The sequence below is a fragment of the Desulfovibrio sp. ZJ746 genome, from assembly GCF_011039155.1.
Taxonomy (GTDB): Bacteria; Desulfobacterota; Desulfovibrionia; order Desulfovibrionales; family Desulfovibrionaceae; genus Desulfovibrio.
In genome coordinates this window covers 143,997-170,010 of record NZ_JAAKEK010000003.1, presented here as the reverse complement: position 1 = coordinate 170,010, position 26,014 = coordinate 143,997, and the positions used below count along the sequence as shown (strand labels likewise).

The 26,014-nt window shown below is 66.0% G+C and carries 22 protein-coding genes and 1 riboswitch; of the genes, 5 read left to right on the top strand and 17 right to left on the bottom strand.

Annotation, left to right across the window (positions count from 1 at the left end):
• Positions 1 to 141 precede the first annotated feature (141 nt).
• Both G7Y54_RS06770 and G7Y54_RS06765 read right to left on the bottom strand, forming a co-directional pair.
• Positions 142 to 693, bottom strand: a complete 552-nt coding sequence (locus tag G7Y54_RS06770) for a GNAT family N-acetyltransferase (protein WP_165078536.1) — start codon at positions 691 to 693, stop codon at positions 142 to 144.
• A 91-nt stretch (positions 694 to 784) separates the two neighbouring features.
• On the bottom strand, positions 785 to 2,494 hold the full coding sequence (locus G7Y54_RS06765; RefSeq protein ID WP_165078535.1) for a 30S ribosomal protein S1: 1,710 nt from the start codon (positions 2,492 to 2,494) through the stop codon (positions 785 to 787).
• A 110-nt stretch (positions 2,495 to 2,604) separates the two neighbouring features.
• Positions 2,605 to 2,906: riboswitch (cobalamin riboswitch) on the top strand.
• A gap of 43 nt (positions 2,907 to 2,949) precedes the next feature.
• Here G7Y54_RS06765 and G7Y54_RS06760 point away from each other — a divergent pair.
• A complete protein-coding gene (locus tag G7Y54_RS06760) occupies positions 2,950 to 3,882 on the top strand; it encodes a sirohydrochlorin cobaltochelatase (RefSeq protein ID WP_165078534.1) in 933 nt (310 codons plus the stop codon).
• 42 nt (positions 3,883 to 3,924) lie between these two features.
• Here the strand turns inward: G7Y54_RS06760 and G7Y54_RS06755 are convergent, their stop codons facing one another.
• Genes G7Y54_RS06755 through G7Y54_RS06745 form a run of 3 tightly spaced genes read right to left on the bottom strand, consistent with a single transcriptional unit; the run spans position 3,925 to position 5,684 of the window.
• Positions 3,925 to 4,119 (bottom strand): hypothetical protein, encoded by a 195-nt coding sequence (locus G7Y54_RS06755; RefSeq protein ID WP_165078533.1) that lies wholly within the window; start codon positions 4,117 to 4,119, stop codon positions 3,925 to 3,927.
• A gap of 49 nt (positions 4,120 to 4,168) precedes the next feature.
• On the bottom strand, positions 4,169 to 4,678 hold the full coding sequence (locus G7Y54_RS06750) for a hypothetical protein (protein ID WP_165078532.1): 510 nt from the start codon (positions 4,676 to 4,678) through the stop codon (positions 4,169 to 4,171).
• 49 nt (positions 4,679 to 4,727) lie between these two features.
• Positions 4,728 to 5,684, bottom strand: coding sequence for a DUF362 domain-containing protein (locus G7Y54_RS06745; protein WP_165078531.1), 957 nt, complete (start codon positions 5,682 to 5,684; stop codon positions 4,728 to 4,730).
• Between the two features lie 104 nt (positions 5,685 to 5,788).
• Between G7Y54_RS06745 and G7Y54_RS06740 the strand changes: the two genes are divergently transcribed.
• Positions 5,789 to 7,426 (top strand): NFACT RNA binding domain-containing protein, encoded by a 1,638-nt coding sequence (locus tag G7Y54_RS06740; RefSeq protein WP_165078530.1) that lies wholly within the window; start codon positions 5,789 to 5,791, stop codon positions 7,424 to 7,426.
• Positions 7,427 to 7,435: 9 nt separating this feature from the next.
• On the opposite strand, the gene G7Y54_RS06735 is transcribed toward G7Y54_RS06740, so the two are convergent.
• The 6 genes from G7Y54_RS06735 to G7Y54_RS06710 all read right to left on the bottom strand — a co-directional run bounded on the left by G7Y54_RS06735 (position 7,436) and on the right by G7Y54_RS06710 (position 13,934).
• Complete coding sequence (locus G7Y54_RS06735; RefSeq protein ID WP_165078529.1) at positions 7,436 to 8,395, bottom strand: carbohydrate kinase family protein; 960 nt, start codon at positions 8,393 to 8,395, stop codon at positions 7,436 to 7,438.
• Positions 8,396 to 8,475: 80 nt separating this feature from the next.
• The gene (gene cutA / locus G7Y54_RS06730; protein ID WP_165078528.1) at positions 8,476 to 8,847 is read right to left on the bottom strand and encodes a divalent cation tolerance protein CutA; all 372 of its coding nucleotides are present in this window, start codon (positions 8,845 to 8,847) and stop codon (positions 8,476 to 8,478) included.
• On the bottom strand, positions 8,844 to 11,609 hold the full coding sequence (locus G7Y54_RS06725; protein WP_165078527.1) for a response regulator: 2,766 nt from the start codon (positions 11,607 to 11,609) through the stop codon (positions 8,844 to 8,846). Before G7Y54_RS06725 ends, cutA begins: the two co-directional genes overlap by 4 nt.
• A gap of 2 nt (positions 11,610 to 11,611) precedes the next feature.
• Positions 11,612 to 11,962 (bottom strand): Hpt domain-containing protein, encoded by a 351-nt coding sequence (locus tag G7Y54_RS06720; protein ID WP_165078526.1) that lies wholly within the window; start codon positions 11,960 to 11,962, stop codon positions 11,612 to 11,614.
• 6 nt (positions 11,963 to 11,968) lie between these two features.
• Complete coding sequence (locus G7Y54_RS06715) at positions 11,969 to 13,090, bottom strand: HD domain-containing phosphohydrolase (RefSeq protein ID WP_165078525.1); 1,122 nt, start codon at positions 13,088 to 13,090, stop codon at positions 11,969 to 11,971.
• Positions 13,091 to 13,523: 433 nt separating this feature from the next.
• Positions 13,524 to 13,934, bottom strand: coding sequence for a hypothetical protein (locus tag G7Y54_RS06710; protein WP_165078524.1), 411 nt, complete (start codon positions 13,932 to 13,934; stop codon positions 13,524 to 13,526).
• A 162-nt stretch (positions 13,935 to 14,096) separates the two neighbouring features.
• Between G7Y54_RS06710 and G7Y54_RS06705 the strand changes: the two genes are divergently transcribed.
• The 3 genes from G7Y54_RS06705 to G7Y54_RS06695 are packed head-to-tail and all read left to right on the top strand — an operon-like array spanning position 14,097 to position 18,272.
• On the top strand, positions 14,097 to 15,383 hold the full coding sequence (locus tag G7Y54_RS06705; protein WP_165078523.1) for an IMP cyclohydrolase: 1,287 nt from the start codon (positions 14,097 to 14,099) through the stop codon (positions 15,381 to 15,383).
• A 13-nt stretch (positions 15,384 to 15,396) separates the two neighbouring features.
• Positions 15,397 to 16,977: a cobyrinate a,c-diamide synthase gene (locus G7Y54_RS06700; RefSeq protein ID WP_165078522.1), complete on the top strand. Its 1,581-nt coding sequence runs from the start codon at positions 15,397 to 15,399 to the stop codon at positions 16,975 to 16,977.
• 11 nt (positions 16,978 to 16,988) lie between these two features.
• Complete coding sequence (locus G7Y54_RS06695; RefSeq protein WP_165078521.1) at positions 16,989 to 18,272, top strand: glycosyltransferase family 2 protein; 1,284 nt, start codon at positions 16,989 to 16,991, stop codon at positions 18,270 to 18,272.
• On the opposite strand, the gene G7Y54_RS06690 is transcribed toward G7Y54_RS06695, so the two are convergent.
• From G7Y54_RS06690 to G7Y54_RS06665, 6 genes are all read right to left on the bottom strand, one after another.
• On the bottom strand, positions 18,193 to 19,545 hold the full coding sequence (locus G7Y54_RS06690; protein WP_165078520.1) for an McrC family protein: 1,353 nt from the start codon (positions 19,543 to 19,545) through the stop codon (positions 18,193 to 18,195). The genes G7Y54_RS06695 and G7Y54_RS06690 overlap by 80 nt on opposite strands.
• Entirely contained in the window at positions 19,535 to 21,694 is a 2,160-nt protein-coding gene (locus G7Y54_RS06685; protein ID WP_206214919.1) for an AAA family ATPase, read from the bottom strand. Before G7Y54_RS06685 ends, G7Y54_RS06690 begins: the two co-directional genes overlap by 11 nt.
• Before the next feature lie 82 nt (positions 21,695 to 21,776).
• Positions 21,777 to 22,880: a TRAP transporter substrate-binding protein gene (locus G7Y54_RS06680; protein WP_165078519.1), complete on the bottom strand. Its 1,104-nt coding sequence runs from the start codon at positions 22,878 to 22,880 to the stop codon at positions 21,777 to 21,779.
• Positions 22,881 to 22,966: 86 nt separating this feature from the next.
• A complete protein-coding gene (locus G7Y54_RS06675) occupies positions 22,967 to 24,271 on the bottom strand; it encodes a TRAP transporter large permease (protein ID WP_165078518.1) in 1,305 nt (434 codons plus the stop codon).
• A complete protein-coding gene (locus G7Y54_RS06670; protein ID WP_165078517.1) occupies positions 24,271 to 24,828 on the bottom strand; it encodes a TRAP transporter small permease in 558 nt (185 codons plus the stop codon). The genes G7Y54_RS06675 and G7Y54_RS06670 overlap by 1 nt, the downstream gene beginning before the upstream one ends.
• A gap of 123 nt (positions 24,829 to 24,951) precedes the next feature.
• Complete coding sequence (locus G7Y54_RS06665; RefSeq protein ID WP_165078516.1) at positions 24,952 to 25,956, bottom strand: TRAP transporter substrate-binding protein; 1,005 nt, start codon at positions 25,954 to 25,956, stop codon at positions 24,952 to 24,954.
• Between the last annotated feature and the right edge of the window lie 58 nt (positions 25,957 to 26,014).

The window sequence follows — 26,014 nt, the reverse complement described above, 5'->3', positions numbered from 1 at the left end:
TGGGGTGGAGTAATGGGCCATGAGCCCCCATATAAGGTGATTCCCCTCCCTGCTCTTCCACTGCCAAGGAGAAGAATCGCCTGCTCATTAAATCTCCCACAAAGATGACGGGATTACTTTGTATGTATGGCCTATTCTCGCTTATTCAGAATCTCCAGGTTCCGCCTTCTCCACCCCCAGCTCATAAAACACCCGCCGATAGCCCGCGTCCAGGGCTCGGCGCGTCTCGATAAATCCCAAGCGGCCGTAAAAAGCCTGGGCTTCGGTCATGACCTCATTGGTGTAGAGCTTGAGGCGGCGGCAGCCCAAGGTCTTCGCGCGGTGCAGGGCAAAGTCCACCAGCGTCCGGCCATAGCCCCGGCCCTGGGCGTCGCGGCTCACGGCCAGCACTTCCAGCGACAGGGCGCCGTCGGCGCCGGGCACGAGCACGATGCAGGCCCGGATGCGCAGGGCCGTGGCATCGCGGGCCGTCCCCGCAGCAGCTTGCCCGTCCTCTTCCCCGCCATCCTCCAGCACGAAAGCCTGCCCGGCCCTTATGTAGACGCCGTAATCATCCAGCATGGGATACGGCTTGCGGTCCATGCGCGGCAGATAGACGCCGAAGGCGTCCATGACCACAGCTTCCACGGCCTCCCGGTCGCGCACCGCCGCCGCGCGGATGCGCCACGGCCTTTCGCCCTGCTCTCGGTCCATCTGCTCCACCCCCTGAAAGCCTTTCCTTCCGCCCATGCAAAAAGGGCAGCCCGAAGGCTGCCCTCTCGTATCCCTTTTTCCCGCAGCGGGGCTAGTCCTCGCTGTTCTCCTGCGCGGCGGCCTTGAGCAGGTCGCCCAGGCTCTGGCCGCTTTCCTGCGGGCCGGCGTGGAATTCCTTGGGCTTGCGGCGCTCCTCCTCGTCCTTGATCTGCTTGATGGAGAGGCCGAGGCGGCGCTCCTCCGCGCTGACGTGGATGACCTTGGCCTGGATCTCCTGGCCTTCCTTGAAGGCCTCGGCCGGGGTCTTGAGCTTCTTGCCCGAGAGCTCGGACACGTGCACCAGGCCCTCGATGCCTTCCTCCACCTCCACGAAGAGGCCGAAGTCGGTGATATTGGTCACCGTGCCCTTGATGGTGCAGCCCACGGGATAGGTATCCGGCACATGGGCCCAGGGGTCGTCGGCGAGCTGCTTGATGCCCAGGGTGAACTTCTCGTTGCCCTGGTCCACCACGAGCACCTTGGCCTGCACCACGTCACCCACCTTGTAGAGCTCGTTGGGGTGGCGCACCTTCTTGGTCCACGAGATGTCCGACACATGGATGAGGCCGTCGATGCCGTCCTCGATGCCGATGAACATGCCGAACTCGGTGATGTTTTTGATGACGCCCTCAAGCACCGTGCCCTCGGGATAGCGCTCGGCCACGAGCTCCCACGGGTTGGGCCTAACCTGCTTCATGCCGAGGCTGATGCGCTTCTTCTCGCCGTCCACGCCGAGGATGACCACCTCAACCTCGTCGCCGGTGTGCACCATCTGGGAGGGATGGCGCAGCTTGCGCGTCCACGACATTTCGGAGATGTGCACAAGGCCCTCGACGCCAGGCTCCAGCTCCACAAAGGCGCCGTAGTCCACAAGGTTGGTGACCTTGCCGTTGATGCGCGCGCCCTGCGGGAAGCGGGCGGAGATGTCCTGCCACGGGTCGGGCACGAGCTGCTTGAGGCCCAGGGAGACCTTGTTGGTCTCGCGGTCAAAGGAGAGCACCTTGAGGGTCAGGTCCTGGCCCATGGTGATCATTTCCTTGGGGTGGCGGATGCGCTTCCAGCTCATGTCCGTGATGTGGAGCAGGCCGTCGAGGCCGCCGAGGTCCACAAAGACGCCGTACTCGGTGATGTTCTTGGCCTTGCCGTTGACCACCTGGCCCTCGGCGAGGGTCTTGAGCAGTTCGGCGCGCTTGGCGTCGCGCTCCTCCTCGAGGAGCACGCGGCGCGAGACGATGACATTGCTGCGCCGGCGGTTGATCTTGAGCACGCGGAACTCGAACTCCTGGTTGACCAGGGCGTCCATGTCCGGCACGGGACGCAAATCGACGTGGGAACCGGGCAGGAAGGCCTCAACGCCCCCGATGTTCACCGTGTAGCCGCCCTTGATGCGGCGCACGATATGCCCCTTGATGACCTTGTTGTTCTCCTGCACGTCCTCGAGCTGGTCGAAGACCTGCATGCGCTTGGCCTTTTCAAAGGAGAGCGTGATGGTGCCGTCCTGCTCGTTCTTGCGGACCACATAGACATCCACCCTGTCGCCCACCTTGACGCCCACATTGCCCGCCGCGTCGCGGAACTCGGCCGTGGGGATCTGGCCCTCGGACTTGAAGCCCACGTCCACGAGCACATTGTCGTCGTTGACGCGGACGATCTCGCCCTTGGTGATGGAGCCTTCTTCAAGATCGCCAAAATCGGGGTTGAGGTAGTCCTCGAGGGCGGCGCCGAAATCGATTTCGTCGTGCCCGGTTTCCTTGTCTGCCATAATTGCCTTGCCTCCAAACAACCGATGGATTTCCCCGCATGCACCGCGAGGGACTGGCACCATAGACGAAAGCGCGAAAAAGCGCAAGGAATTTCGCGTCAGGCGCCCGGAAAGGCGTTGACATTTTTGGCCTGAAGAGGTAAGGGCGCGGGATTGCGGGGAATTCCGTGCAAATCGGAAACAGTCGCGCTGCGGTAAGAGGGCACGGCGCTTCCTCGCCGTCCGGCCAGCTCCTGCGGCCCGGTCATGAGGCCAGGTTCTGCGGGATGGCCCGGACGGCGCGACAGCCAGTCGGCACACGGGCGAAAGCCCGGCCCCTTGGGGGCTGCCGGTGAAGGCGAAGCAATGGCGGGGCGCATCCCAGGCTCCATATCCCTCAAGTCCGAAACCCGCCAGGCCGCCGGAGTGTCCGGCGCGCCCCTCACGCCCTTTCAACGCACGATTGGAGGCCGTCCATGTCTTGTGCCCGTTCCTTCCCGCCCCGCCTTTTTGCCTTTCCGCCCGTCGCAGCCCTTGTGGGCGCCCTGTTCCTCTGCCTGAGCCTCGCCGCGCCGGCCGGCGCCGCTGACAAGGCCCCGCGTGAGGGCATCCTGCTCGTGGCCTTCGGCACCAGCGTGCCCGAGGCCGAAGCCGCCTTCAAGGCCACGGACAAGGCCTTCAAGGCCGCATGGCCCGACTCGCCGGTGGTCTGGGCCTATACCTCGCAGATCATCCGCAAGAAGCTCGCCAAAGAGGGGCGCCCGGTGGGCGGCATCGCCGCCGGCCTTGCCCAGCTTGCGCGCGACGGCGTGGATGTCGTGCGCGTGCAGTCGCTGCATGTCATGGCCGGGGAGGAATTCGCGGCGCTGGCGCGGGCCGTGCTGCTGGATGTGGCCAAGCATCCCGGCCGCTTCAAGGCCGTCTATCTGGGGCGCCCGCTGCTGGAATCGCGCGCCGACGCGCAGGATGTGGCCAAGGACGTGCTCGGGGCGCTGGCCGGCCGGCGCCAGCCGGGCGACGCGCTGGTGCTCATGGGCCACGGGCAGGAGAAAGGCCGCGCCGACCTTGTGCTGGAGGGCACGCGCTCCGCCTTCCAGGCGAGCGACCCGCTGGTCTTCATCGCCACCGTGGAGGGCAGCCGCAGCTTTGACGAGCTTCTGGCCGAGCTGCGCGCGCACAAGGTGCGCCGCGTGTGGCTCCAGCCGCTGATGCTGGTGGCGGGCGACCATGCCCGCAACGACCTTGCCGGGGAGGAGGAAGATTCCTGGGCTTCGCGGCTCAGGGCCGCGGGCTTCGAGGTGGAGGCCAATCTCGTGGGCCTCGGCGAAGTGCCCGGCATTGCGGAGCGCTTTGTGGAGCATGCCAGGGAGAGCAAGGACGACCTCACCCGCGAGCCGAGGAAGGAGTAGGCGGCGTCCCCCGAGCTTCAGGCCCCTGGGGGGCCTCCCCGCTCAGGCCCCCCTGTGTCCGAAAGGCAGGCTGGTGTTGCCCGTGCGCCGCGCATGGGCATCCAGCACCCCCAAAAGGCCGCGCACAAAGTCCCGATCCTCGGGCGCTATCAGCTTGTGGTGGCTGTTGATGCCGAATGAGGCCGTGCCCCGGCGCGTCAGTTCCACGAGGTCGGCCAGGATTTTTTCCCTTGGCAAAAGTTTTCTGCGTTCCCAGTCGATGAAATCATAATCTGTATTATTACAATCAGTTACACACCCCCCCCGCGTTGCCGGAAGAAATCGTGATGCCGCTTTCTTCCAGCATTTCCCGCAAGGGGGAGGCTATGGAGTTGAAGGGCGGCACAAAGACCGGCAGGAGGCGGTCCCCGAAATACTGTCTCAATCGCCGGAACACCGCGAGGATTTCCCGGCACTGGTCGGGCCCTGCGTATTCCGGCGGGAATTCGCTCTTGCCGCCCACGCGGGCGCGGTTTTCATGGCGCAGCCCGTGGACGGCCACCGGGAGGCCCGACACCCCGACCACGTTCAAGATGAGGGGCCCCTTCTCCGGAAAGTTCCGGGGCTCCACGGCCAGCAGGGCCGGAATCTTCGTTTTTGCAAGCAGTTCGCAGACAAAGCGCAGCCGCCGCCAGCCCCGCAGGAGCAAAACAGGATGCCACGGCCGGATGCAGGAGATGTCGTCATCCCGCCACCAGACGGTCAGGTCCGGCCGCGCTGCCAACGCCCTTTCAAGTTCCCTGAACTGTGCGTCCATAGTGCTCTCTGAAGGTTTTGCCGTTGGGGTTGGTTGGGAGCTGCGCCCTTCACCCCCGCAACACCGCCCAGACGCGGCGGCAGAGGCTCTTGACGAGGCGTCCGGGCCTGAAGGATGTGTGCTTGAGCGTGGCGGGCACGATGAAGCCCTTCACGCGGCACTCGCCAGGGCTTAGGAGTGGATAGGCGGCTTCCGGCCGGGCGGCCGCGTCCCCGGCCGCGGCGCGACGCCCGAGGGCCGCTTCCAGCGGTGGTATCGGCGCGCCCAAAAGCTCGCGCAGGGCCGTATCCAGCGCGGGCGCGGATACGCTCGCGCCCACGAGGCCGAGGGCGAAGGGCTCGCCCCGGGAAGGCCCGGTGACGTGCATGGCCGTGACGCCGTCGGCAAGCGCCGCCACCGGGGGCAGCGCCGCCCAGAGCGCGGCCAGGGCGTCGGCAAAGAGCGCCGGCTCGCGCCCCTCGCGCGCATGCACGAGCGCCTTGCGCAGGCCCGGCACGCAGCCGAAGCAGTTCTTGACCGCGAGCGTCAGTTCCATCTGGCTGTGCGCCTTGACCTTGGCCGCGGAGAGCACAAGGTCGGCCTCCAGCGCCCGGCGCGAGACCCGGAAGGGTAGCCGTGTCCCGTCCGGCAGTTTGAGCTCCACGCGCGCGGCCCTGTCACGGGGCGCCACGGCGAGGCCCAGGGGCCGCAAGGCCGCGGTGAGGCCGATGGCCTCGGCCACGGAGACGGCGCGGCCAAAGCCCGGCGAATCCGCCACCTCCACGCGGGCGCCATGCCCGAGCAGCCATGCGCAGGCCGCGGCCACCACCTGCGGATGCGTGCAGGCGAGCGGCTTGGCCATGAGCAGATTGGGCTTGACGAGCACGCGGCCGCCCGGGGCTACGGCCAGGCCCGAGGCGTCCAGCACGCGGAACACCGCCTCGCGCACCACGGGCGCCTCATAGCTTGCGCAGCGGAGCAGGCCCACGGGAACGGCGGGGGCGGAAGGAGGGGGAGCGGACAGCATGGACAGAGCCTATGCCGTCCCGCGGGCGCCTGTAAAGCCTCCGGGCGCACCCGGCAGCGTTCCCGCGCCTTGTTCCCCGGGCGGCGCCGCGCTAGACTGGCGCCATGGACGCCCATCTCTTCCGCCGCTTTTGCGAGGCAGCCGAGCCGCGGCTCCTCGGGAACCGCATCGAGAAACTGCAGGAGGCCGGCCCGGGCCTGCTTGTCCTGAGCCTCTACGGCAACGGGCAAAAGCGCCAGTTCTGCCTGCGCCATGACCGCAAGGAGCCGTTCTGCTTTTTCGCGGCCTCCCGCCTCACGGCCGGGGCCGCGCCCCCGGCCGCCGTCATGCGCCTGCGCAAGTATGCGGTGGGGCGGCGCATCGCGGCCATGGTGGCGCAATTCTGGCAGCGCCGGCTCTGGCTCCTGCTTGCCGGCAACCCGGAAAAGGAAGGCGGCGCGCTCCCGGCCGGCTTTGCCCTCTGGCTTTTGCTCGACCTGCGCGAGGGCGCGAGCCTCCACTTCCAGCCGCCGGAAGGCGACGAACGCGCCGCCTCCGCCTTCCCCCTGCCACCCGTGCCGGACGCGCCGCAATGGCCCGGCCCCGCGCAGCTTCAGGACGCGCTCGGCCACTGGCGGGACTGGCCCGTACTCACCCCGGCCCTGCGCCGCAGCCTCGCGCACATGGAAGAACCCGACCAGTGGGCGCTCATGGAGGACCTGCGCGCCGGCGGCGGGGACGTGTTCCTGTACACGGACGCCGGGGCCGGCGAAACGGGCTCCGCGCCCGTGCTCGCGGTCTCGGCGTGGCCCCTGCCTCCCGAACTCGGAAAAGGATTGGTTGAGGAGGCGGGCGAAGATGTGCTCGCCCTCACCGAGCGGGCGGCAGCCTCGCTGGTGCTGGGGCGCCTCGCCGAGGCCGGCGAGGCCGAGCGCGCGAAGCCCGTGCACCGGCGTTTGCGCAAGGTGGGGAAGCTGCTGGAAAAACTCGACGAGGAGGAGCGGCGGCTCAAGGCCATGACGAGCCGGCAGGCGGACGCGCTGGCGCTCTCGGCAAACCTCTGGCGCTGGCAGGCGGACGCGCGCGCCGAATGGGTGGAAGTGCCGGACGAAACGGGCGGGGACGGCGAGCCGCGCCGCATCCGGCTGGACGCGCGCCATGACATCCGCGCCAATATGGAGCGGCTCTTCCATGCCGCCAAGCGGGGCAAGCGCGGGCTCGAAATGCTTGAACCCCGGCGCGCGGCCCTGCTGGAGGAGGCTGAAAACCTGAGGCAGGCTCTTGGCGAGGGGGGCGAGGCGCTCCCCGCTGCCGCTGGCGAGGGTGCCACCGCCCCCGCCGCTCCTGTGGCGGCGCGAATCCTCCCGCGCGAACTGCCCAAGCGGGTGCAGGCCTTTGTCAGTGAGGACGGCTTTTTGCTTTTGCGCGGCCGCGACGCCCGGGGCAACCAGGCCCTCTTGCGCAAGGCCGCGCCCGGGGACATCTGGCTGCACGCCGAGGGCGCCCCGGGCGCGCATGTGCTCATCCGGCGCGCCCATGCCGGGCAGGAGGTGCCGGAGCGCACGCTGGAACAGGCCGGATGCCTTGCGGCCAGCAAGAGCTGGCGGCGCGACGCGGCGAGCGCGCGCATCCTCTATGCCGAGGCGCGCCATGTGCGCCCCCTGCGCGGGGCCGCGCCCGGCACGGTGCGCATGGACAAGATCTTCGCCACGCGCGAGGTGGCCCTAGACCCGGAACTGGAATCGCGCCTCGCCCACTCCTGAAGCGTGGCCCTACCAGGCGACGATGAGCTCCGCGGGCCACGCGCCGAAAGCCGCCTCATAGCGCTTTTGGAACTCGCGCGGCGTGTAGCGGTGCTCCTGCGTACCCATGCGCTCGATGGCGAAGCTCGCGCTCACGGAGCCGAGGCGCGCGGCCTCGGGCATGGCAAGCCCGGCGGCCAGCCCCTTGATGAGGCCCGCGCGCTGGGCATCGCCCGCGCCCGTGGGGTCCACCACGCGCTCCACGGGCACCGAGGCCACGCGCACGTCCGTGCCGTCCGCGCCGCGCACGCGGCAGCCCGCGGCGCCGAGGGTGGTCACGAGCCACAGGGTGCGGCCGAGCAGTTCGTCCTCGCTCATGCCCGTGGCCTTGCAGATCATGTTCAGTTCGTAATCATTGGTGATGCAGGCGAAGGAGCCCTCGATGGCCGCCCGGAGGTCGCTGCCCGAGAGCACGGGGAGCTGCTGGCCCGGGTCGAAGATATAGGGCACGCCGTGCTCGCGGAAAAAGGCGGGCAGGCGGCACATGTCCTCCACATTGCCGGGCGAGATGATGGCGATGTCCTTGTCCGCGTCCAGATCCGGGAAGCTGTAGTCGGAGGGCACGTTCATGGCGCCGGGATAGAAGCCCGTGATCTGGTTGCTGTTCATGTCCGTGGTGATGTAGCAGAGCGCCGTGAACACGGCCGGGTCGCGGCGGATGCCGTCCAGCGGCAGGCCGAGTTCCCGCAGGCGCGCGGCATAGGCGTCGAAATCGCGGCCCGCCGAGGACACGATGACCGGCTTCTCGCCGAGCAGGGCCAGCGAATAGGCGATATTGCCGGCACAGCCGCCGTTGCGCTCCTCCATGCGATCCACCATGAAGCTCACATTGAGCATGTGCAGCTTGTCCATGAGGATGTGATCCTGAAAGTTGCCGGGAAAGGTCATGATGCGGTCAAAGGCCAGGGAGCCGGAAACATAGATGGACATGGATGCCTCGCTGATGTGTTGGGCGGCCACGCACCGCCTGTTGCAATGCTTTGGGGATACCCCGGCGCTTCCCGGGACGTTCAGGGCTTGGGGCCTGTGCTGTTCCCGCCGATCCAGCGCACGAAGGGCGCGTGCCCGGCCGCCACAGGCAGCCCGAGCACGCAGGGCACCACATGCGGATGCGCCGCCGCGACCGCCGCGCAAAAAGCCTCGAAGGCCGGGGCCGCCACCTGCGCGAACAGGATGCGCTCCCGCGCCTCGCGAACCTCGCCCTGCCAGCGGTAGACCGAGCGCGCGCCGTCCACCACGTTGACGCCCGCGGCAAGCCCGCGTTCCACCAGAAGCCTGGCCAGGGCGAAGGCCGCCTCGCCGTCGCCGGCCTCGTCCGGCACGGTCACATACGCGAGCAGCACCTCGGGCGCGGTTCCAGCCACGCCTTCCGGGCCGCTCATGCCGCCGTCTCCGGGGCCGGCCTCCTGCCGCCGCGGATCTTTTCTTCCATGAGCCGGTACATGGCCTGCACGTCCAGCGGCTTGGCGAGGTGGCCGTCCATGCCGGCGGCGAGCGCCGCGGTCACATCGTCGTCAAAGGCGTTGGCCGTCATGGCGAGGATGGGGACGGTCTGCGCGTCCGGCCGGGGGAGCGCGCGGATGGCGCGGGTGGCCTCGTGGCCGTCCATCTCGGGCATCTGCACGTCCATGAGGATGCAGGCATAGGTGCCCGGCGCCGAAGCCTGGAACTTCTCCACGGCCTCGCGGCCGTTGGCGGCCACGTCCACCGTGGCGCCCACCATGTCGAGAAATTCGCAGGCGATTTCCTGGTTGAACTCGTTGTCCTCGGCGAGCAGGAGGCGGCAATCGCTGAAATCGAAGCGGCCCATGCCGCCCTTTTCCGCGGGCGCCTCCGGGGCCGGACCGGGGGCCGGCGCTGTCTGCCGGGTGGCGTCTCCGGCGGGGGCTACGGCCGCCTGCGCCTCCCCGGCAAGAGCCTGGGGGGCGTCCCCGCGCGCGGCCGCGCGGCGCGTCACCGTGCACAGGGTGTGGTAAAGGCTGGAGGCGAAGAAGGGCTTGGGGATGAAGGCGTCCACGCCCACGGCGCGGGCCTCCTCCTCGATGACGCTGTAATCGTAGGCCGAGGCGAGAATGAGGATGATGTGCGAGGCCCCGATCTCCGCGCGGATGCGGCGGGCCAGCTCCTTGCCGTCCATCTCCGGCATTTTCCAGTCGATGACGCAGATGTCGAAGTCCTCGCCCTTGTCATGCGCCTCGTGGAGCACGCGCAGGGCGTCGTTTCCGTTGAGCGTCCAGCTCACGGTCATGCCCATCTTGTCGAGCAAAAGGTCGGCGTGCTCGCAGGTGCCCTGGTCGTCGTCCACCACCAGCACGCGCAAGGGGCCGAGCTCGCAGCGCTCGCCCTCGGCGGCGCCTTCCGCCACGCGGAAGGGCAGCTCCACGGTGAATTCCGTGCCCTTGCCCTCCTCGCTCTCCACCTGGATGGTGCCGCCGAGCAGGGTGATGAGGTTCTGCGTGATGGCCATGCCGAGGCCCGTGCCGCCGAAGCGGGCCGCCGTCGCCGCCGAGGCCTGCTCGAAGGGCCGGTACAGGCGCTCAAGGGCCTCGCGGTTCATGCCGATGCCCGTGTCGCGCACGACGAACTGGAGGCGCACCGACGTGTCGCGGGCCATGACCTCGCACACCGTGAGCGCCACCGTGCCGCCGGACGGCGTGAACTTGATGGAGTTGGACAGCAGGTTGAGGAGGATCTGGTTGAGCCTGAGCGCGTCGCCCACAAGGTGTTCGGGCACTTCGTCGTGCACGAGGATGTCGAAATTGAGGCCGCGCGCCTCCACCTGCGGCATGACGAGGGTGGCGAGCGAGCGCAGCGACTCCTTGAGGTCGAAGGGCTCGCGGTTGATGGAGAGCTTGCCTTCCTCGATCTTGGCCATGTCGAGCACATCGTTGATCAGGCCCAGCAGGTGGCGCGACGAGAGCGCGATCTTGCCGAGGCAGTCCTCCACGCGCGCGGGGTTGTCCATGTGGCTGAGCGCGATGGTGGTCATGCCGATGATGGCGTTCATGGGCGTGCGGATCTCGTGGCTCATGTGCGAGAGGAAGCTGCTCTTGGCGGAATTGGCCGCGCGCGCGTTCTGGAGCGCGTCGTTGAGCGCCTGCCGGCTTCGGATGGCCTCGGTCTGGTCGTTGAGCACGAGGATGGTGCGCTGGAAGGTGTCGCCCACCCAGATGGGATAGACGCGCACCTTGAAGAAGCGGCCGCCCGAGGGGAGCCTGAGCTCCATGGCCGCGTCTTCCCCGGGGTAGAGGGTGACATCCTGCTCCGAGGGGTGGCGGCTGTGGAACTGGAGCACCAGCCCCTTGAGCCACTCGGCCACGGGCGCCTCGAAGAGGCCGTAGAGCCGCTCCGGCTCCTCCCGCAATTCGGCGGCCGGGATGCCGAGGATGCGCCCGCTGTTGACGCTCACATAGTCGAGGGCGCCCGCGCCGTCCGCAATGAGGAAGACCTCGTCGATATTCTCGCCGAGCAGCCGGAAGAGCCGCTCCTGGTAGGCCACCTCGGCCATGCGCGCGCTTTCGAGGCGGTGGGTGTACATGATGAGCAAAAGGATCATCACGCCCACCACGAAGGTGACGAGAACAGCAGCATTGCGGATGCGGTTCATGTCCTCCACGAGGGCCAGGGCGCGCGCCTCGGCGCCGGCGGTGATCTCCCGGAGGATGGTGTCCACCATGCGGAAGCGCGGCAGCACGATGCGGGCGTAGTCGCGCTCCACCTCCTCGGGGTCGTCCTTGCCCACACTGGCGGCCACGAAGTCGCGGCGCACGTGGCGCAATTCCGCAAGCGCCTCCACAAGCGCGGTGAGCTGGCTCTCGTTGCCGCGGAACTTGTCGCGGATGCGCGCGATGGCCTCGTCGCCGACGCGCGCCTGCCCGGCCAGGAAGGAGTTGATCTCGGCCGCGCCCACGCCGGGGCGCCCCACGAAGAGCGGGAGCGAGCGGCTGAGCTCACCAAGGCGCGTGCGCAGTTGCGTGGCCTCGCCCGAAACGATGAACGGATACTGGTAGAGCAGGTCGGTGATGGCGCCCAGGCGGTGCAGCGCAAGGGCGGTGAAGGCCATATAGGCCACGGTGACGCAATAGAGAAAGGGCAGAAGCCACTTGCGCAGGGGCGCGGAGGCCCGGGGATGGCTATGCGTCAAGTTCAGCCCCGGAGCACGGCGCAGACGCGGTCGTATTCTTCCTGAAGCTCGGGCATCATGTCCTTGGCGCCGGGCCAGTCGCCCGCGCGCATCTTGGCCTCCTGGGCTACGGCCAGCGCCTGCATGTGGTCGCAGCCGATGCTGCCGCAGACGCTCTTGAGCGTGTGCACGGCCGCGGCGGCGGCAGCCGCGTCGTCAGCGGCCACTGCCGCGGCCAGGGCCGCATAGCTCTTTTCCTCGAGAAAGCGGCCGAAATAGCGCTCGAGCATGCCGGCATTGCCCATGAAGCGCTCGAGCGCGCCGTCCACATTGATCCCCGCGGCCTTGAGCCGCTCCTTGCGAGTCGCATCCATGAACGTTCACCTTGTCTGGGTCTGTGTATGGGTGTGCGTATGCGCGCCGCGCGCATACAGGTCGCGGATGGCGGGCGCGATGTCGCGGAAATATTCCATGAGCACGGGGTTGAAGGCCCCGCAGCGGCCGTTGACGATCATGTCCACCGCGTCCATGTGCTCGAAGGGCGGCTTGTAGACGCGCTGGCTCACCAGGGCGTCGTACACGTCGGCCACGCCCACGATCTGCGCGTAGATGGGGATGTCGTCCCCGGCGAGGCCGTCGGGGTAGCCCTTGCCGTCCCAGCGCTCGTGGTGGTGGCGCGCGATGAGCCTCGCGTAATCGTAGAAGGGCAGGCCCTTGAGCTGCGGGATCTGGGTCAGCATCTCGTCGCCGCTCACCGTGTGCCGCTGCATGGTGGCGAACTCTTCGGGCGTGAGCCTTGCGGGCTTGTTGAGGATGGCGTCCGGCACGGAGATCTTGCCCACGTCGTGCAGGATGGCCGCGAGCGCGATCTGGCGGATCTCCTCCTTGGAAAACTGCTCGCGCAGGGGGGTCTCCTCGAGCAGCAGGCGCGTGATGTCATGGATGCGGCGCACATGCTCGCCGGACTCCCCGCTGCGGAACTCCGTGGCCGTGGCCAGGGCCTCGATCATGCCCATGTTGAGGTTCTGGAGCTGCTGGTTCTGCTCGCGCAGTTCCTCGGTCTGCTCGGCCACCACGTCGGCGAGGTGGTTGCGCGCGGCGAAGAGCTCCATGACCGAATTGACGCGCCGAAGCACGATGGGCGGCGTGATGGGCTTGGAGATGACATCCATGACCCCGAGGTCGTAGGCCTGCTTGATGACCTCGCTGTCGCTCTCGCCGGTGATGAGGAAGACCGGGATGCGCTCGGGCACATGGCGTTCGGCCAGCCGCTCCAGCATGGCCATGCCGTCCATGACCGGCATCATCACATCGAGGAGGATGGCGCAGACCTCGGCCTCGTGGCCGGCGAGCAGGTCGAGGCCCTGCTGGCCGTTCTCGGCCTGAAGGATGGCGTGCTCGGCCTCGAAGATCATGGAGAGGATGTCGCGGTTCAGCTCGTCGTCATCCACGATGAGCATGGTATTGGGGGCGCCCTGGCGGCGCGTGAAAGACGTTTGCATGGCGAGGCCCGTGCGGGGTTGGCGACGGCGCGGCGCCGTCCATTCTTGCAAGGGAGAACCCACAACCTGTCCCGGGCAGCCTAGCGGATTTTGCCCGCTTCAGCAACAGTGCGGGGGCCGGGCGGGGCGCTTGGGGAGAGATGGACTGCAGTGAAGTTGTCCGCCCTTCCTTCATTCCGTCTGGACCGAAGCGGAAGACGGGTGCTGGTGTCGGAAGAATCCTAAAAAATAAGATTCTTCGGTGCTTGCAAGGAAGATAAAAATTTCCGAAGGGAGTGTACTTAAGTACTCGACCGAGGAAATTTTTCTCTGACGCAGCAAGCAGCGAAGAGGCTGTTTTTGACGGATGATTTCGGCATTAACCAAGCGGCACAGGCAGGGCGCCAATGCAAAACCAGGCAAACTGCATTGCTCCCCCTGTGCAGACCCGGCCTCAGCGGTCCTTGGGGCCTTCGGCGCCCTTGTCCCCCCTGAGCGGGCGGAAGCTCAGCACCCGGCAGGGCGGGGCCGCGGGCGTTTCGTCACGCTCCAGCACGAAGTCCGCGGGCGCGGGGCCTTCCGGCGCGGGCGCGGGCGCCGCCCCGGGCTGCGCGCCGCCACGGGCCTGCCCCCGTGCACCCCCGCGATCTTCGGGCGGCCGCCGCTGCTCGCGCCAGCAATAGTTGAAGAGCTGGTTTTTCCAGCGCTTGGCCTGGATGAGCGAAAAAACCAGCGCCCCCTCCTCCCAGCGCTTCGTGGGCTCGAAACGGCTCGTCAGGGTGGCGTACTTGCTCCAGAGCGACATGAGCGAGGCTTCGTCCAGGGCGTCCAGCTGCCGCGCGAGCTTGAGCAAAAGTTTTTCCATGCGCCGGGCACCTCCCCTTGTGTGGCCTTCCCGTCGCCTTCTTGTAGAGGTTCGCGCGGGGCTCGTCAACGCGCCCGCTGGCGCCCCGCCGGCTTTCGTGCTAGGGTGGCGCCTTCCCGCGCGGCCCCTCCCCACGCCGCGCCCAGCGCACGGAGACCCACCATGCCCGACCTCAAAGCCATGTATTCCACCATCCGCAAGGATGCCTTCCCGGACACCATGACCATCCTCCTCGGCGACGAGCGCCTGGTCTATGAAAAGCGCACATGGGCCCTCGATAACGAGGAAAAGGGCCTGCGCTACGGCGAAAACCCGGACCAGCCCGCCGCCCTTTACGCCCTGAAGGAAGGCTCGCCCACGCTCGGCGGCCTTTCCTGGCGCGGCCCAAAGCACGGCATCGTCTCGCGCATGGACGAGGCGCAGATGATCCAGGCCGGCAAGCATCCCGGCAAGACCAACCTCACGGACGTGGACAACGGCGCCAACATCCTGCAATACCTCACCGAGCGCCCGGCCGCGGTCATTCTCAAGCACAACAACCCCTGCGGCGCGGCCTGGGTGGCGGAGGGCGAGGGCGGCGTGGCCGAGGCCGTCACCCGCGCCTACTGGAGCGACCGCATTGCGGCTTTCGGCGGCGCGGTGGTGGTCAACCGGCCGCTCACCAAGGCCGCCGCCGAGACCATCGCGGCCAGCTACTTCGAGGTGGTGGCCGCGCCGGCCTTCGAGGAGGGCGCCGTGGACATCCTCAAGGGCCGCAAGAACCTGCGCATCATGGAGCTGCCGGGCCTCGGGCGCCTTGAGGAGCTCACGGGCTCGGCGTGGCTCGACATCAAGAGCCTCGCCGACGGCGGCATCATCGTCCAGAAATCCTTCCAGAACCGCATCCTCACGGATGCGGACTTCCTGCCGGCCACGGCGCGCACCAAGGACGGCGTGGAGGTCGTGGCGCGCGCGCCCGACCACAAGGAGCTTTCCGACCTGCGCTTCGCCTGGGCGGTGGAGGCGGGCGTCACTTCCAACTCGGTCATTTTCGCCCGCGACGGCGCGACGGTCGCCATCGGCACCGGCGAGCAGGACCGCGTGGGCTGCGTGGAGCTCACCATCCACAAGGCCATGACCAAGTATGCGGACAGCCTCGCCTTCCGCGAATGCGGCCTCTCGCTCTACGAGCTTGAGCAAAAGGCCGCCGGCGATCCGGCCCTTGAGGAAAAGCTCACTGACATCCGCACGCGCACCCGCGAGGCGCGCGGGGGGCTCCCCGGCTCGCGCCTCGTGTCGGACGGCTTCTTCCCCTTCCGCGACGGCGTGGATGTGGCCATCGCCCAGGGCGTCACCGCCATCGCCCAGCCCGGCGGCTCCCTGCGCGACGCCGAGGTCATCATGGCCTGCAACGAGGCCGTCCCGCAGGTGGCCATGGTCTTCACCGGCCAGCGGTCCTTCAAGCATTAGGCAAGGCGGCCGCATGGATGCCACGCCGCCGAAAAAGGCCGGCCCCACGCGCTTCCCGCGCCTCTGCGTGAGCGCCGCGTCCGGCGGCGGCGGCAAGACCCTCCTCTGCCTCGGGCTCGCGCGGGCCATTTGCGGGGTGGGGCTTTCCGTCAAGTCCTTCAAGAAGGGGCCGGACTATATCGACGCGGCGTGGCTCGGCCGGGCCGCCGAAGGCGCGGGGGGCACGCCGGCCACCAATCTCGACCCCTTTTTTCTCGACGGGCCGGAGCTCGTCCGGCTCTTCGCGCGGTCCATGGAAGCAGGGGGGGAAGCTGCGGGCACTGCGTCCGCGCCAGCCGGCGCGCCCCGCCTGGGCCTCATCGAGGGCAACCGCGGCCTCTATGACGGGCTGGATACGGCCGGCTCCTGTTCCACGGCGCGGCTCGCGCGCATCCTCGACTGCCCGCTGCTGCTCTGCCTCAATGCCGCCAAGATGACGCGCACCGCGGTCGCGTTGTTGTCGGGCCTTATAGGTTTCGAGCCCGGCTTGCGCTTTTGCGGGGTGGTGTTCAACCGCGTGGGCTCGCCCCGGCACGAGGCCGCGCTCCGGCGCATGGTGGAGGCCCATCTCGAGCTCCCCGTGCTCGGCGCCCTGCCGCGCCTTGGGCGCGACCCACTCCCCGAACGGCACATGGGCATCACCAGCACCGGGGGCAGCCTCAGCGCGGAAGCCGATGCGCTTCTGGATGAGCTCGCGACACTCGTGCGCGCGCATGTGGATGTGGACGCGGTGCTGGCTGCGGCACGGGGCGCGCCGCCGCTGCCCGGCGTGGAGGCCGAAAACGCGGGGGAAACAGCTTCGCGGTGCGCGATGGCGCCTCACATTTCAGGCCCCTCCGGGGCCCCGGCCGGCGCCCCGGAATCCCCAAAAATCCGCCCGCGCATCGGCTATGCGCGCGACGCGGCCTTCTGGTTCTACTATCCCGAAAACCTCGCCGCGCTCACCGATGCCGGCGCAGAGCTCGTGCCACTGGCCTTGGTGGACGCGCCGGAGAGCGAGGCGCCCCTGTGGGACACGCTGGACGGCCTCTATCTCGGCGGCGGCTTTCCCGAGGATTACCTGCCGCAACTTTCCGGCTCGCCGCTGCTTGCGCGCGTAGCGGCCCTCGCCCGCGCCGGCCTTCCCGTCTATGCGGAGTGCGGCGGCCTCATCCTGCTCTCGCGCGGCATGGAGCGGGACGGCACGTTCTGGCCGCTCGGGGGCGTCTTGCCCCTCCGCGCCGTGTGGACGCCCAGGCCGCAGGGCCTCGGCTATGTGGAGGGGACGGTCAGGGCCGCAAATCCCTTCTTTCCCGTGGGGCTCGTGCTGCGCGGCCATGAGTTTCACTATTCGCGCTGCGCGCGCGAGGCGGGCGCGCCCCTGCCGGCGCTGGAGCTTTCCCGCGGGAGCGGCACGGGCGAGCCGGCAGCCAAGGGGAAACAAGCTGGAGACGGCGTCGTCAGTGGGAACACATGGGGCGCCTATACCCACATTTTCGCGCCGGCCGTGGCGTGCTGGGCGCCCAACTTCGTGGCAGCCGCGGCGGCGTGGCGCGGGGCCCGCGGGCAGCGCTGAAAGGAGGCGGCATGCGCGTTTCCGTCATCATCCCGGCCTGGAACCTCGTGGAGCTCACGCGCGCCTGCCTGCGCTCGCTGGCCGCGCACAGCGCCGGCGCCGCCCTTGAAGTGCTTGTGGTGGACAACGGCTCCACGGACGCCACGCCCGAGGCGTTACCGCCGCTGGGGCGCGAGCTCTTCGGCGCAGCCTTCCGCCTGCTGCGCATGGAGGAGAACCTGGGTTTCGCGCGCGCCTGCAATGCCGGGGCGCGGGCGGCCTCAGGCGAGATGCTCTTCTTCCTCAACAACGACACCCTGTGCACCGAGGGCTGGCTCCCTCCCCTGCTCGGCGCCTTCAAGGGCCGCGTGGGCGCCGTTGGCCCGCGCCTGCTCTATCCCGACGGGCGGCTCCAGCATTGCGGCATTACGTTTTCGCCCTTTTTCCGCGTGGGGCACCTTTATGAGTCCTTCCCTGGCGACCATCCCGTGATAAACCGCCCCCGGCCGCTCCAGGCCATCACCGGCGCGGCCCTCATGCTGCCGGCGCAGCTCTTCAGGGAGGCGGGGGGCTTTTTCGAGGGCTACCGCAACGGCTATGAGGACATGGACCTCTGCCTCAACCTCATGGCACAGGGCCGCAAGCTCGCCGTTGCGCCGGAGAGCCGCATCATCCACCACACCAGCGCCACGCCGGGACGCTTCGTGCACGACACAGCCAATGGCGAACTCCTCATGCGCCGCCACGGGAAACACCTGAAGCCAGACCTGCACCTGCTCGGGCGGCTGGACGGCTACGCCATGCGGCTCGACGCCGGCCTCTCCTGCTGGCTGGAGCTCCCGGAAGGCCCCGCGCGGGAGCTGGCGGCCGCAACGGCGCAGGCGGACGGCGACGCCGTTGCGGAAGCGCTTACACGCGAACCGCTGTGGCGCGGCGGCTGGCTCAGGCTCATGGAACTGCGCGAGGCCGAGGGCCGGCCGCACGAGGCGCTTGCCGCCGGCATGCGGGGCTTGCGCTTCTTCCCCGCGCCGGAGCTTGCGGCCCGCCTGCAGGCGCTCACGCAGCCGCAAGGCGAGCTTGCGGAATTTGCAAAGGACGCGGCCGCCATTGCCGCGGGCATCGCCCCGCCGACGGATCCTGCCCGCATCGCCGCCAACCGCGCGCGCCTCAAGGCCGCGCGCCGTGAGGCCTACAGCCGCGGCGACACCGCGCTTGCGGAAGTACTTTCAGGCGCACTCAGCGGCCAGCCGCGGCCGGAAAGTGCGCTGATTGCAGGGAAGCCAGGAGGGCCGGAATGCCCGCCTGCGGATGCTTGAGGTCAAGAAACACAACATCGAGCGTCACACCGTCCCCGGAACAGAAACTGCGGGCCACCGTAAAGCCCGCATGCGGGTCGATCCTCATATCCCGGGCCTGGGGATAGAGCAGGACCACTCTTTTTGCCGCATATTTTTTCCCATAGGCATACATCTGGTACAGATCCGCCTGGGCGACACCGAAGTTGGGGGCACCGGGCTCAACGATTTTCCACTTTGTATCCAGCACAAGGACGGTCTCGCCGCCTGCGGCGTCGGAGAGGACGATGTCGGGCCGCAGCGCCCCCAGGCGCCGGCCCGCGTCTTCAAAAAGGCTGTGGCGGCAGTCCTGAAGGCGCACCTTCATGCGGTTTCCGCAATGCTTTCGCACCAGCGCGGCGATATGGCTTTCAAACAGTTTTTCCATGGGGAACAGCAAGGAGAGCGCCACATGCGGCCCGGCAAAGGGCGTAAGGGCCTTGCGCTGCAAAAAGACGCGGCACCAGGGCAGCAGACGGGAATACGCCGCCATGGTGCGGTCATCCCGGCAGGCGGCAAAATCCTTTTCCACGGCGGAGGAAAGGTTCACGCCGTCAAAGGCGCCCAGCAACTGAATGGCCCGCCTGCGGTTGCGCGCGGTGCGGCTCAGGGTGCGCAAACGCGCAAGGGTGGTCTTGATCAGGCGGTTTTCCGGCCTGTCCGCAGTGAACTCGTCATGCCGCAGGAAGAAGCGATCCCTGCGGACGAGGTTGTGGCGAAGATGCTGCGCATGCAGGAGCTTGCCCTTGTACACTCGCTCATTCCATTCAACGCTCCGATAGGCGGAGCGCAGCCCCTGGGCCACGAGCCTCGCCGCCTCGTCGAGGAACATGCCGATAAAGATCTCCAGCAGGTCGCAGTGCTGCGCCGCCAGACGCGAAAAGGAAAACAGCTTGCAGGGCGGATCTTCCACAACCCGCAGCATCTTGAGAAAGATTTTTCTGGCCGCGTCGCGCCCCGCATCATCAGGCGAAAGGCCCGCGATCTTTGGCAGGATCTCAATGACCGTGCCGTCATCAAGGCTGATGAGGCCCACATGGTTGCGGGCGGTGAGGATCTCGCCGACACCGCGGCGCGCCGAAAGCCCCATCACCTCAAGGCCGTCGGCCACGCCCTGCGGCCCGGGCGCGAGGATGAAGGCCTTAAGCGCGCTGAACGCCGGTTCCGGCAGCGAGGTATATCCCGGCACCTGCGTTGCGCAGGTCAGGCCCTCATACTCGCAGATGGCAATCCGCGCCGCGTGTTTAGTGCTCATCGGCCGCGGCGGCGTCTGGCCTTTCGGAATCAGCCTGCCCCGGTGCGGCGTCTTCGCCTGCGCCGTTGGCGAGGCCCAGATACCTGTACGCCACAGGATTCTCAAAGGCGTCAGGATCGATGCTGTAACGCGTGCCGTCCGCATCGGGATGCTGGCCGAAAAGCTCCTTGCTCTCATTGAGCTCATCTATGAATTTCACGTCGTCCGGCTGCGTTTTTTGGTTGTCGCCCAGCACGAGCCGGATCTTTTCATAATCGTTGTAAAAATACTCCTGCAGCAGGGGCAGGACGGCGTTTTTCATGATCGCCGCCAGCGCGGCCATGTCCGCATTTTCCTTCAGGCCCAGAAAGGCCGCGTGGCCGAGCACATGATCCCGGTCCAGCAGGACCTCGATGCGACGGTTGAGCAGGTCGAGCAGCTTGTCGATGCGGATGCCTGCGACTCTCGTTCCCTCGAGGAGCTTTGGCTCGGGGGGGATTTCAACGAAGCTGAAACGCCGCCGCAAGGCCGCATCCATGAGCGCAATGGAGCGGTCCGCCGTATTCATGGTACCGATGATATACACATTGCCCGGCACGCCGAAAGAGTCGCCGCTATAGGGCAGGTGGACGCGCTTTTCCTCTTTTGCACCCAGGCGCTTGCTTTCTTCAATGAGCGTCATGAGCTCGCCAAAGATTTTTGCCATGTTGCCGCGGTTGATCTCATCAATGATGAAGACGAAGTTTTGCCGCTCCTGATGTGCAGGCTGTCCGGCGGGTTCACCCATGCCGATCATCGCCAGTATCTCGGCCACAGGGATGGACAGCTTGTAAAGCGTTGAAAGCGTAAGCACCTTGTCGCCGTTACGGTGATAGATGTTCTCCCGAATATCCTTCGCGAGCCACCGAACCTCGCGCAACCGCTTGTAACTTCCATATTCGTCATGCCATTCCGGCTCGCCCTTAACGACGCCCACAGCGTCCACGACCTTGTGGGAATAACAGGAAAGGACAATATCCCCTGGCTGCATCCGATTATAAAAGGCATCAAGGGCCGCCCTGCCGCCGTCCTTATACTCGGTCTGTTCAGAAATGTTCGGCCCATAGCCGTCCCAGCCGATACGGATATGCCCATTATCCAGACAATCCCTGCGCGTGGGATTGTCCCCTGTCCGCTCCAGCGATATTTTCCAGACAGTGGGGTTGGGGGCCAGCTCCAGCCCCTGCGCCTGCCCTGTCACCGAAATGGTTTCTGCAGCCCGGCAAAAGGCCTTGAAAACACCCTCGCGGATCTCATACGAGAGCTCGCCTTCATTGGCCCCGTCTTCATCGGCCAGCCGCGGGCGCAAGCCCTCGATGAACTCTTCATATTCATAGGACTGATGAAAAGTGATAAAGCAGATGCGCCCCTTGTCCTTGTGCTCGCGGTATCGGCGTACAACATCGCCATATTCTTCAGCCTCGATTTCTTTCAAAGGCTTGCTTTCAGCGATGGCGACCGCATACTGCACCGTCTTGTAGGTTTTGCCCGTGCCCGGGGAACCATAGAGAATGATATTCTTGGGGAGAGAAAACGTGGAGTGAGTCACATCTGGCATAGGGATATCCTCTGGTTGTGACTGAATGAAGGGAACATCCTGAAGCTGTTCTCCCGTAATATAGTCTTTATGGTTTTCAAATATTTTTTTTAGTGCAGAGTTATTTCCCTCGGGGTTAAACTTTTCATTAATTTCTCTATTACTCTCAGTAGCTTTATAACCATTGCTATATAGAGGAATTTTAAGATTCTTCCAATGATTCAGTCTATTTTCAAATTTTGGTAACAACCAATAATCTTCCCTCCCAGGCTTATGCAGCTGTGCGAGGGTGTCGTGAACGTCTGTCTGAGATGCCTCCTTCTTTTTCCCTTCCTTCATCTTCTTTTCAGTTACAACTTTATATACGAGTCGCATCTGACGCAGGAGCTGTAAAAAAAGGACTCTTGCCTCGTCGTTTTGGAAAAATGGCTCTTTGTCTTGAATACAGGGAAGGAGTTTATTCATATCTGGCCTATCACTGTCAGATATTTCAATGAAGGGCCACGTATCCAATTGCTCTTGGATATACCGAAGTTGCTCATTCGAGCAGCCTTCAAGCCCCAGTATTCGCACTTCTTCCTGCGTCAGCATCATCGCCTTTCCTGCTCCCCCATAGAGACCAAGAAGCCGAAGGGCACCCCCTTCGGCTTCCAGGCACTCACGTCAATGCGTGCAGCTACTTCTTTTCCGGCCGTTTTTCCGCCTTCTCCGCCTTGTCCTGCGCAGGCTCCCAGAGGGGCAGGCCGCAGGCTTCCAGATAGGCGTTGATGGCCTCGCGGCCCCCCACGCTCTCGGCCGTTTCGGGCCAGACCTCGCGCAGGGCGAGGTCGCGCCAGGGGCTTTCGTCCTCCACGGTGGTGATCCTTACGCCCTCGGCCTTGAGCGCCGTCTTGGCCATGGCGTTCATTTCCTTCTGGTACTGGAGCGAGAGCTCCTGCACATGCTGGCCTGCCTCCACAAGGATCTTGCGGTCGGCCTCGGAGAGGGCGTCAAAAACGCCGGCGCCGATGACGAGCGGCTGGAGATTGTAGAGGTAGTGGAGCTCGGTGATGTATTTCTGGCCCGCGTCATGGAACTTCATGGCCCTGAAGCCGCTGTAGTCATAGCACTGGCCGTCCACGAGGCCGTTCTTGAGCGCGTTGCGCGTCATGGGCCACGCCACGGGCATGGGGATGGCCCCAAAGGCCCGGTAGGTCTTGATCATCACGAGGCTCTGGGGCACGCGGATGCGCAGACCCTGCATGTCGTCCGGGCTCGCGATGGCGCGGCGGCTGTTGGAAGGATAGCGGTAGCCGTAATACGTCCAGGCGAGGATGCGCAGGCCGGCCTTTTCCGCATAGCTGTTGAGCAGGTCGGCTGCCTTGCCCGTGGTGCCGCGCACCACGGCCTCCTCGTTGGGGAAGAGATAGGGCAGCGTCACCACGCCGAGGCCGCGCACCATGGGCGCGAGATTGCCCACGCCGCCGAGCATCATGCCGAGCTTGCCGGTCTGCACGCGGTGGAACTGGAAGGTCTCGTCCGCGTCGAGGCCGCCGCTGTAGGAGAGCTTGATGTTGATCTTCCCCTTGCTGGCCCGGGTCACATAGTTCTTGAAGGCCAGCCCGAGCATGCCCATTTCGGAGTCTTCGGGGTCGCCGATGGCGAAGGTGATGGTCACGGTGCCGTCGGCGGTGGTCACGGCCTTGGCGGCTGTCTTGCCGCCGGCGGCCGCGTGGGCACTAAGGGGCGCCCCCAGAAAGAGCAGGGCCAGGAGAAGGGGCAGGAAAACTTTGGTACGCATGCAAACCTCGCGCGGATGGATTCGGAAAGATGGGTTCAAGCAGAAAGGAGGGCGGCGGGAAAACCCGCCGCCCTCCCTGCACAGGCTTACGGTGCGGCCACGGTCATCATGTTCGGCAGGAACATGACGAGGCTCGGGAAGGCCACAAGGATGACGATGGCCAAAAGGTTGGCGAAGACCATGGGCAAGGCCATGAGCGAGATGATCTCCAGCGACTGGTTGGAGATGCCCGAGGCGATGAACATGTTTTCGCCAAGCGGTGGCGTGGAGAAGCCGATGCCGCAGCAGCAGATGAGGATGAGGCCGAAGTGGATGGGGTCGACCCCGTAGGCCGTCATGATGGGGAGCAACACCGGCGTCACCAGCATGATGATGGCCAGCGTCTCCATGAACATGCCGAGGAAGACGAGCAGCACCACCACGAAGAGCCACACCATGTACACGTTGTTGGTGAAGCTCAGGACCCAGTTGGCGAGCTCCACGGGGATGCGGTACGAGGTGAGCAGGTAGCCGAAGGCCGTGGCCGTGAACACGAGCACGAGCACGCGGCCCGTGAGCCACGAGGTGGTGTTCAGCGAGGCCATGAAGGCTTTGAACTTGAGCTCGCGGTGGATGAAGATGCCCACGAAGAGCGTGTAGAAAATGGCCACGATGGCGGCTTCGGTGGGCGTGAAGAGGCCCGCGTAGATGCCGCCGAGGATGATGAGCGGCGCCAGGATGGACCAGAAGCCGTCTTTAATGGTGTGCAAAAGGTGCCGGAGCGACCAGGAATCGCCGCCCAGGTTGAGCCTGCGGCACTTGAAGAAGTGGAGCAGGCAGAGCGAGAATGCGATGAGGAAGCCGGGGATGAAGCCCGCCATGAACATCTTGGAGATGCTCACCTGCCCGGTGACGCCGTAGATGACCATGGGGATGCTCGGCGGGATGATGATGCCGATGCCGCCCGCCGTGGCCGTGGTGGCGGCCGCGTAGGCCGTGTTGTAGCCGCGCTTGGTCATGGCCGGGATCATGAGCATGCCGACTGCCGCCGTGGTGGCCGGGCCGGAGCCGGAAATGGCGCCGAAAAACACGCAGGAGAGCACGGTCGAGATGGCGAGGCCGCCGGGGATGGGGCCCACAAAGGCCTCGGCGACGGCCACAAGTCTTCGTGATATGCCTGATGCCTCCATGAGCGCGCCCGCGAGCACGAAGGCTGGCAAGGCCATGAGCGGGAAGGCCGTGAGCGAGGCGAAGGCCCGCTCGATCATCATCGAGAGGTCGATGTCGAGGATGATGAAGCAGACCATGGTGCCCACGCCGAGGGCGACCATGATGGGGCAGCCAATCAGCAGAAGAACGAAGAAAACGGCGAAGAGCAGGCCGCCGATGCCGAGGGGGGAGAGCGCTTCCATCAGGCAGCTCCTCCTTCCTTGCCGCTGTCTTCAAGCAGGGCGCTCTGGCTCTGCTTCACCGCCTCCTGGTCCGGGTCGGCGATTTCCTGCTTGAGGATGAACTTGATGTAGTTCACCTGCAGGATGCGGATGGCCATGAGCGTGAAGCTCAGCGGAAAGACCAGGTAAATATAGCCCATGTCCCAGTCAAGCGCCGGGGTGGCGTAGGGAAATTCGCGCAGGTCCAGCACCGCGAGGTAGCCCTGCCAGGCCATGATGAGGCTGAAGGCCAGCCAGATCATGTCGCTGATGAAGAGCAGGAGGTTCGCCACCCACTTGGGGGCCTTGGCGAACTGGAGCGTGACGCGGTTGAGCGCGCACAGCCGGGTGGCGTAGCAGGCGCCGAAGAGGATGAACCAGATGAAGGCGAAGCGCGCGATCTCCTCCGTCCAGGGGAGCGAGGCGTCCAGGAAGCGGAGGATGATTTGGATGAAAACGACGACGACGAAAAAGACCAGCAAAAACTGGCAGAGATAGCTTTCAAAGTGGTCCATGAAAGCCAGGACAAACTTCTTCACGCCGAACCCCCCAGGCTGTCAGCCGGGCGGCCCCGGCATCTGTTGCCAATGTGCGCGTGAATGGCGGCATGGCCGCAAAGCGGCCGGGCCCCGCAAGGAGCCCGGCCGCCGGGAATGGTGAGCCTAGTTCTGCCAGGGCTCCTTGCCCATGGCCTTCAGGTATTCGTTGATGGCGTCCTTGCCGCCCACAAAGTCGGCCATTTCGGGCCACACCTTGTCATAGGCGGCCTTCTTCCAGGCTTCCTCGTCCTCAAGCATGTCGACCACGAGGCCGCCCGCGATGAGGGCGTCCTTGGCGGCCTGGGCGTATTCCTTCTGGTACTTGAGCACGGCTTCCTGCGCGAACATGCCGCCGTCCACAAAGATCTTCTGGAGCTCGGGCTTGGTCTTCTTGTAGACGCGCTCGCTCATGACCAGCGGCTGGAGCTGGTAGGTATAGTGCACCTCGGTGAGGTACTTCTGGTTGGCTTCGTTGAACTTCATGGCCTTGAAGCCGATGTAGCCGTAGCACTGGCCGTCCACCACGCCCTGCTGGAGAGCGGTGAAAGTCTCGGCCCAAGAGATGGGGGTCGGGCTGCCGCCGAAGGCCTTGTAGGCGGCGATGAGCACGGCGCTCTGCGGCACACGGAACTTGAGGTCCTTGATGTCGTCGAGCTTCTTGATGGGATGCTTGGAGTTGGAGATGTAGCGGAAGTCGGTGTAGGTCCAGCAGAGGATGCGGAAGCCGGCCTTGGTGGCGTAGCTGTTCAGCAGCTCGGCGGGCTTGCCGTTGGTTCCCTTCACCACTTCGTCAAGGTTCTCGAAGAGGTAGGGCAGGGTCAAAAGGCCCAGCTTCTTCTCGAAGGGCACGAGGTTGGCGATGCCCCCCACGGCGAAGGGCAGGGTGCCCTTCTGCACATTGCGGAAGGCTTCGCTCTCGTCGCCGAGGGCGCCGGCGAAGAAGAGGTCGATCTGCACTTCGCCCTTGGTCTCTTTCTCCACATAGGCCTTGAAGGCCAGCGCGGCCACGCCCTGCTCGGAATCCTCGGGGTCGCCCACGGCGACCTTGTAGTTCACCGCCGCCTGGGCGGAGACGGTGAGCGCGAACAGGAACGCCAGCGTCAGGACACACAATTTCTTGAAGCTCATACACCCTCCTGAAGTCAATGATGGAAATCCCCTACTACTCTGCCTTCCGACTAGCATT

Excerpts from the sequence above, each read along its gene's own strand:
- G7Y54_RS06735 (WP_165078529.1), bottom strand. The coding sequence starts at position 8,395 with ATGTCCATCTATGTTTCCGGCTCCCTGGCCTTTGACCGCATCATGACC.
- G7Y54_RS06745 (WP_165078531.1), bottom strand. The coding sequence starts at position 5,684 with ATGCTGTCCGCTCCCCCTCCTTCCGCCCCCGCCGTTCCCGTGGGCCTG.
- G7Y54_RS06710 (WP_165078524.1), bottom strand. The coding sequence starts at position 13,934 with ATGGAAAAACTTTTGCTCAAGCTCGCGCGGCAGCTGGACGCCCTGGAC.
- G7Y54_RS06675 (WP_165078518.1), bottom strand. The coding sequence starts at position 24,271 with ATGGAAGCGCTCTCCCCCCTCGGCATCGGCGGCCTGCTCTTCGCCGTT.
- G7Y54_RS06665 (WP_165078516.1), bottom strand. The coding sequence starts at position 25,956 with ATGAGCTTCAAGAAATTGTGTGTCCTGACGCTGGCGTTCCTGTTCGCG.
- G7Y54_RS06695 (WP_165078521.1), top strand. The coding sequence starts at position 16,989 with ATGCGCGTTTCCGTCATCATCCCGGCCTGGAACCTCGTGGAGCTCACG.
- G7Y54_RS06715 (WP_165078525.1), bottom strand. The coding sequence starts at position 13,090 with ATGCAAACGTCTTTCACGCGCCGCCAGGGCGCCCCCAATACCATGCTC.
- G7Y54_RS06720 (WP_165078526.1), bottom strand. The coding sequence starts at position 11,962 with ATGGATGCGACTCGCAAGGAGCGGCTCAAGGCCGCGGGGATCAATGTG.
- G7Y54_RS06750 (WP_165078532.1), bottom strand. The coding sequence starts at position 4,678 with ATGGACGCACAGTTCAGGGAACTTGAAAGGGCGTTGGCAGCGCGGCCG.
- cutA (WP_165078528.1), bottom strand. The coding sequence starts at position 8,847 with ATGAGCGGCCCGGAAGGCGTGGCTGGAACCGCGCCCGAGGTGCTGCTC.
- G7Y54_RS06760 (WP_165078534.1), top strand. The coding sequence starts at position 2,950 with ATGTCTTGTGCCCGTTCCTTCCCGCCCCGCCTTTTTGCCTTTCCGCCC.
- G7Y54_RS06690 (WP_165078520.1), bottom strand. The coding sequence starts at position 19,545 with ATGAGCACTAAACACGCGGCGCGGATTGCCATCTGCGAGTATGAGGGC.
- G7Y54_RS06770 (WP_165078536.1), bottom strand. The coding sequence starts at position 693 with ATGGACCGAGAGCAGGGCGAAAGGCCGTGGCGCATCCGCGCGGCGGCG.
- G7Y54_RS06685 (WP_206214919.1), bottom strand. The coding sequence starts at position 21,694 with ATGATGCTGACGCAGGAAGAAGTGCGAATACTGGGGCTTGAAGGCTGC.
- G7Y54_RS06700 (WP_165078522.1), top strand. The coding sequence starts at position 15,397 with ATGGATGCCACGCCGCCGAAAAAGGCCGGCCCCACGCGCTTCCCGCGC.
- G7Y54_RS06680 (WP_165078519.1), bottom strand. The coding sequence starts at position 22,880 with ATGCGTACCAAAGTTTTCCTGCCCCTTCTCCTGGCCCTGCTCTTTCTG.
- G7Y54_RS06765 (WP_165078535.1), bottom strand. The coding sequence starts at position 2,494 with ATGGCAGACAAGGAAACCGGGCACGACGAAATCGATTTCGGCGCCGCC.
- G7Y54_RS06740 (WP_165078530.1), top strand. The coding sequence starts at position 5,789 with ATGGACGCCCATCTCTTCCGCCGCTTTTGCGAGGCAGCCGAGCCGCGG.
- G7Y54_RS06705 (WP_165078523.1), top strand. The coding sequence starts at position 14,097 with ATGCCCGACCTCAAAGCCATGTATTCCACCATCCGCAAGGATGCCTTC.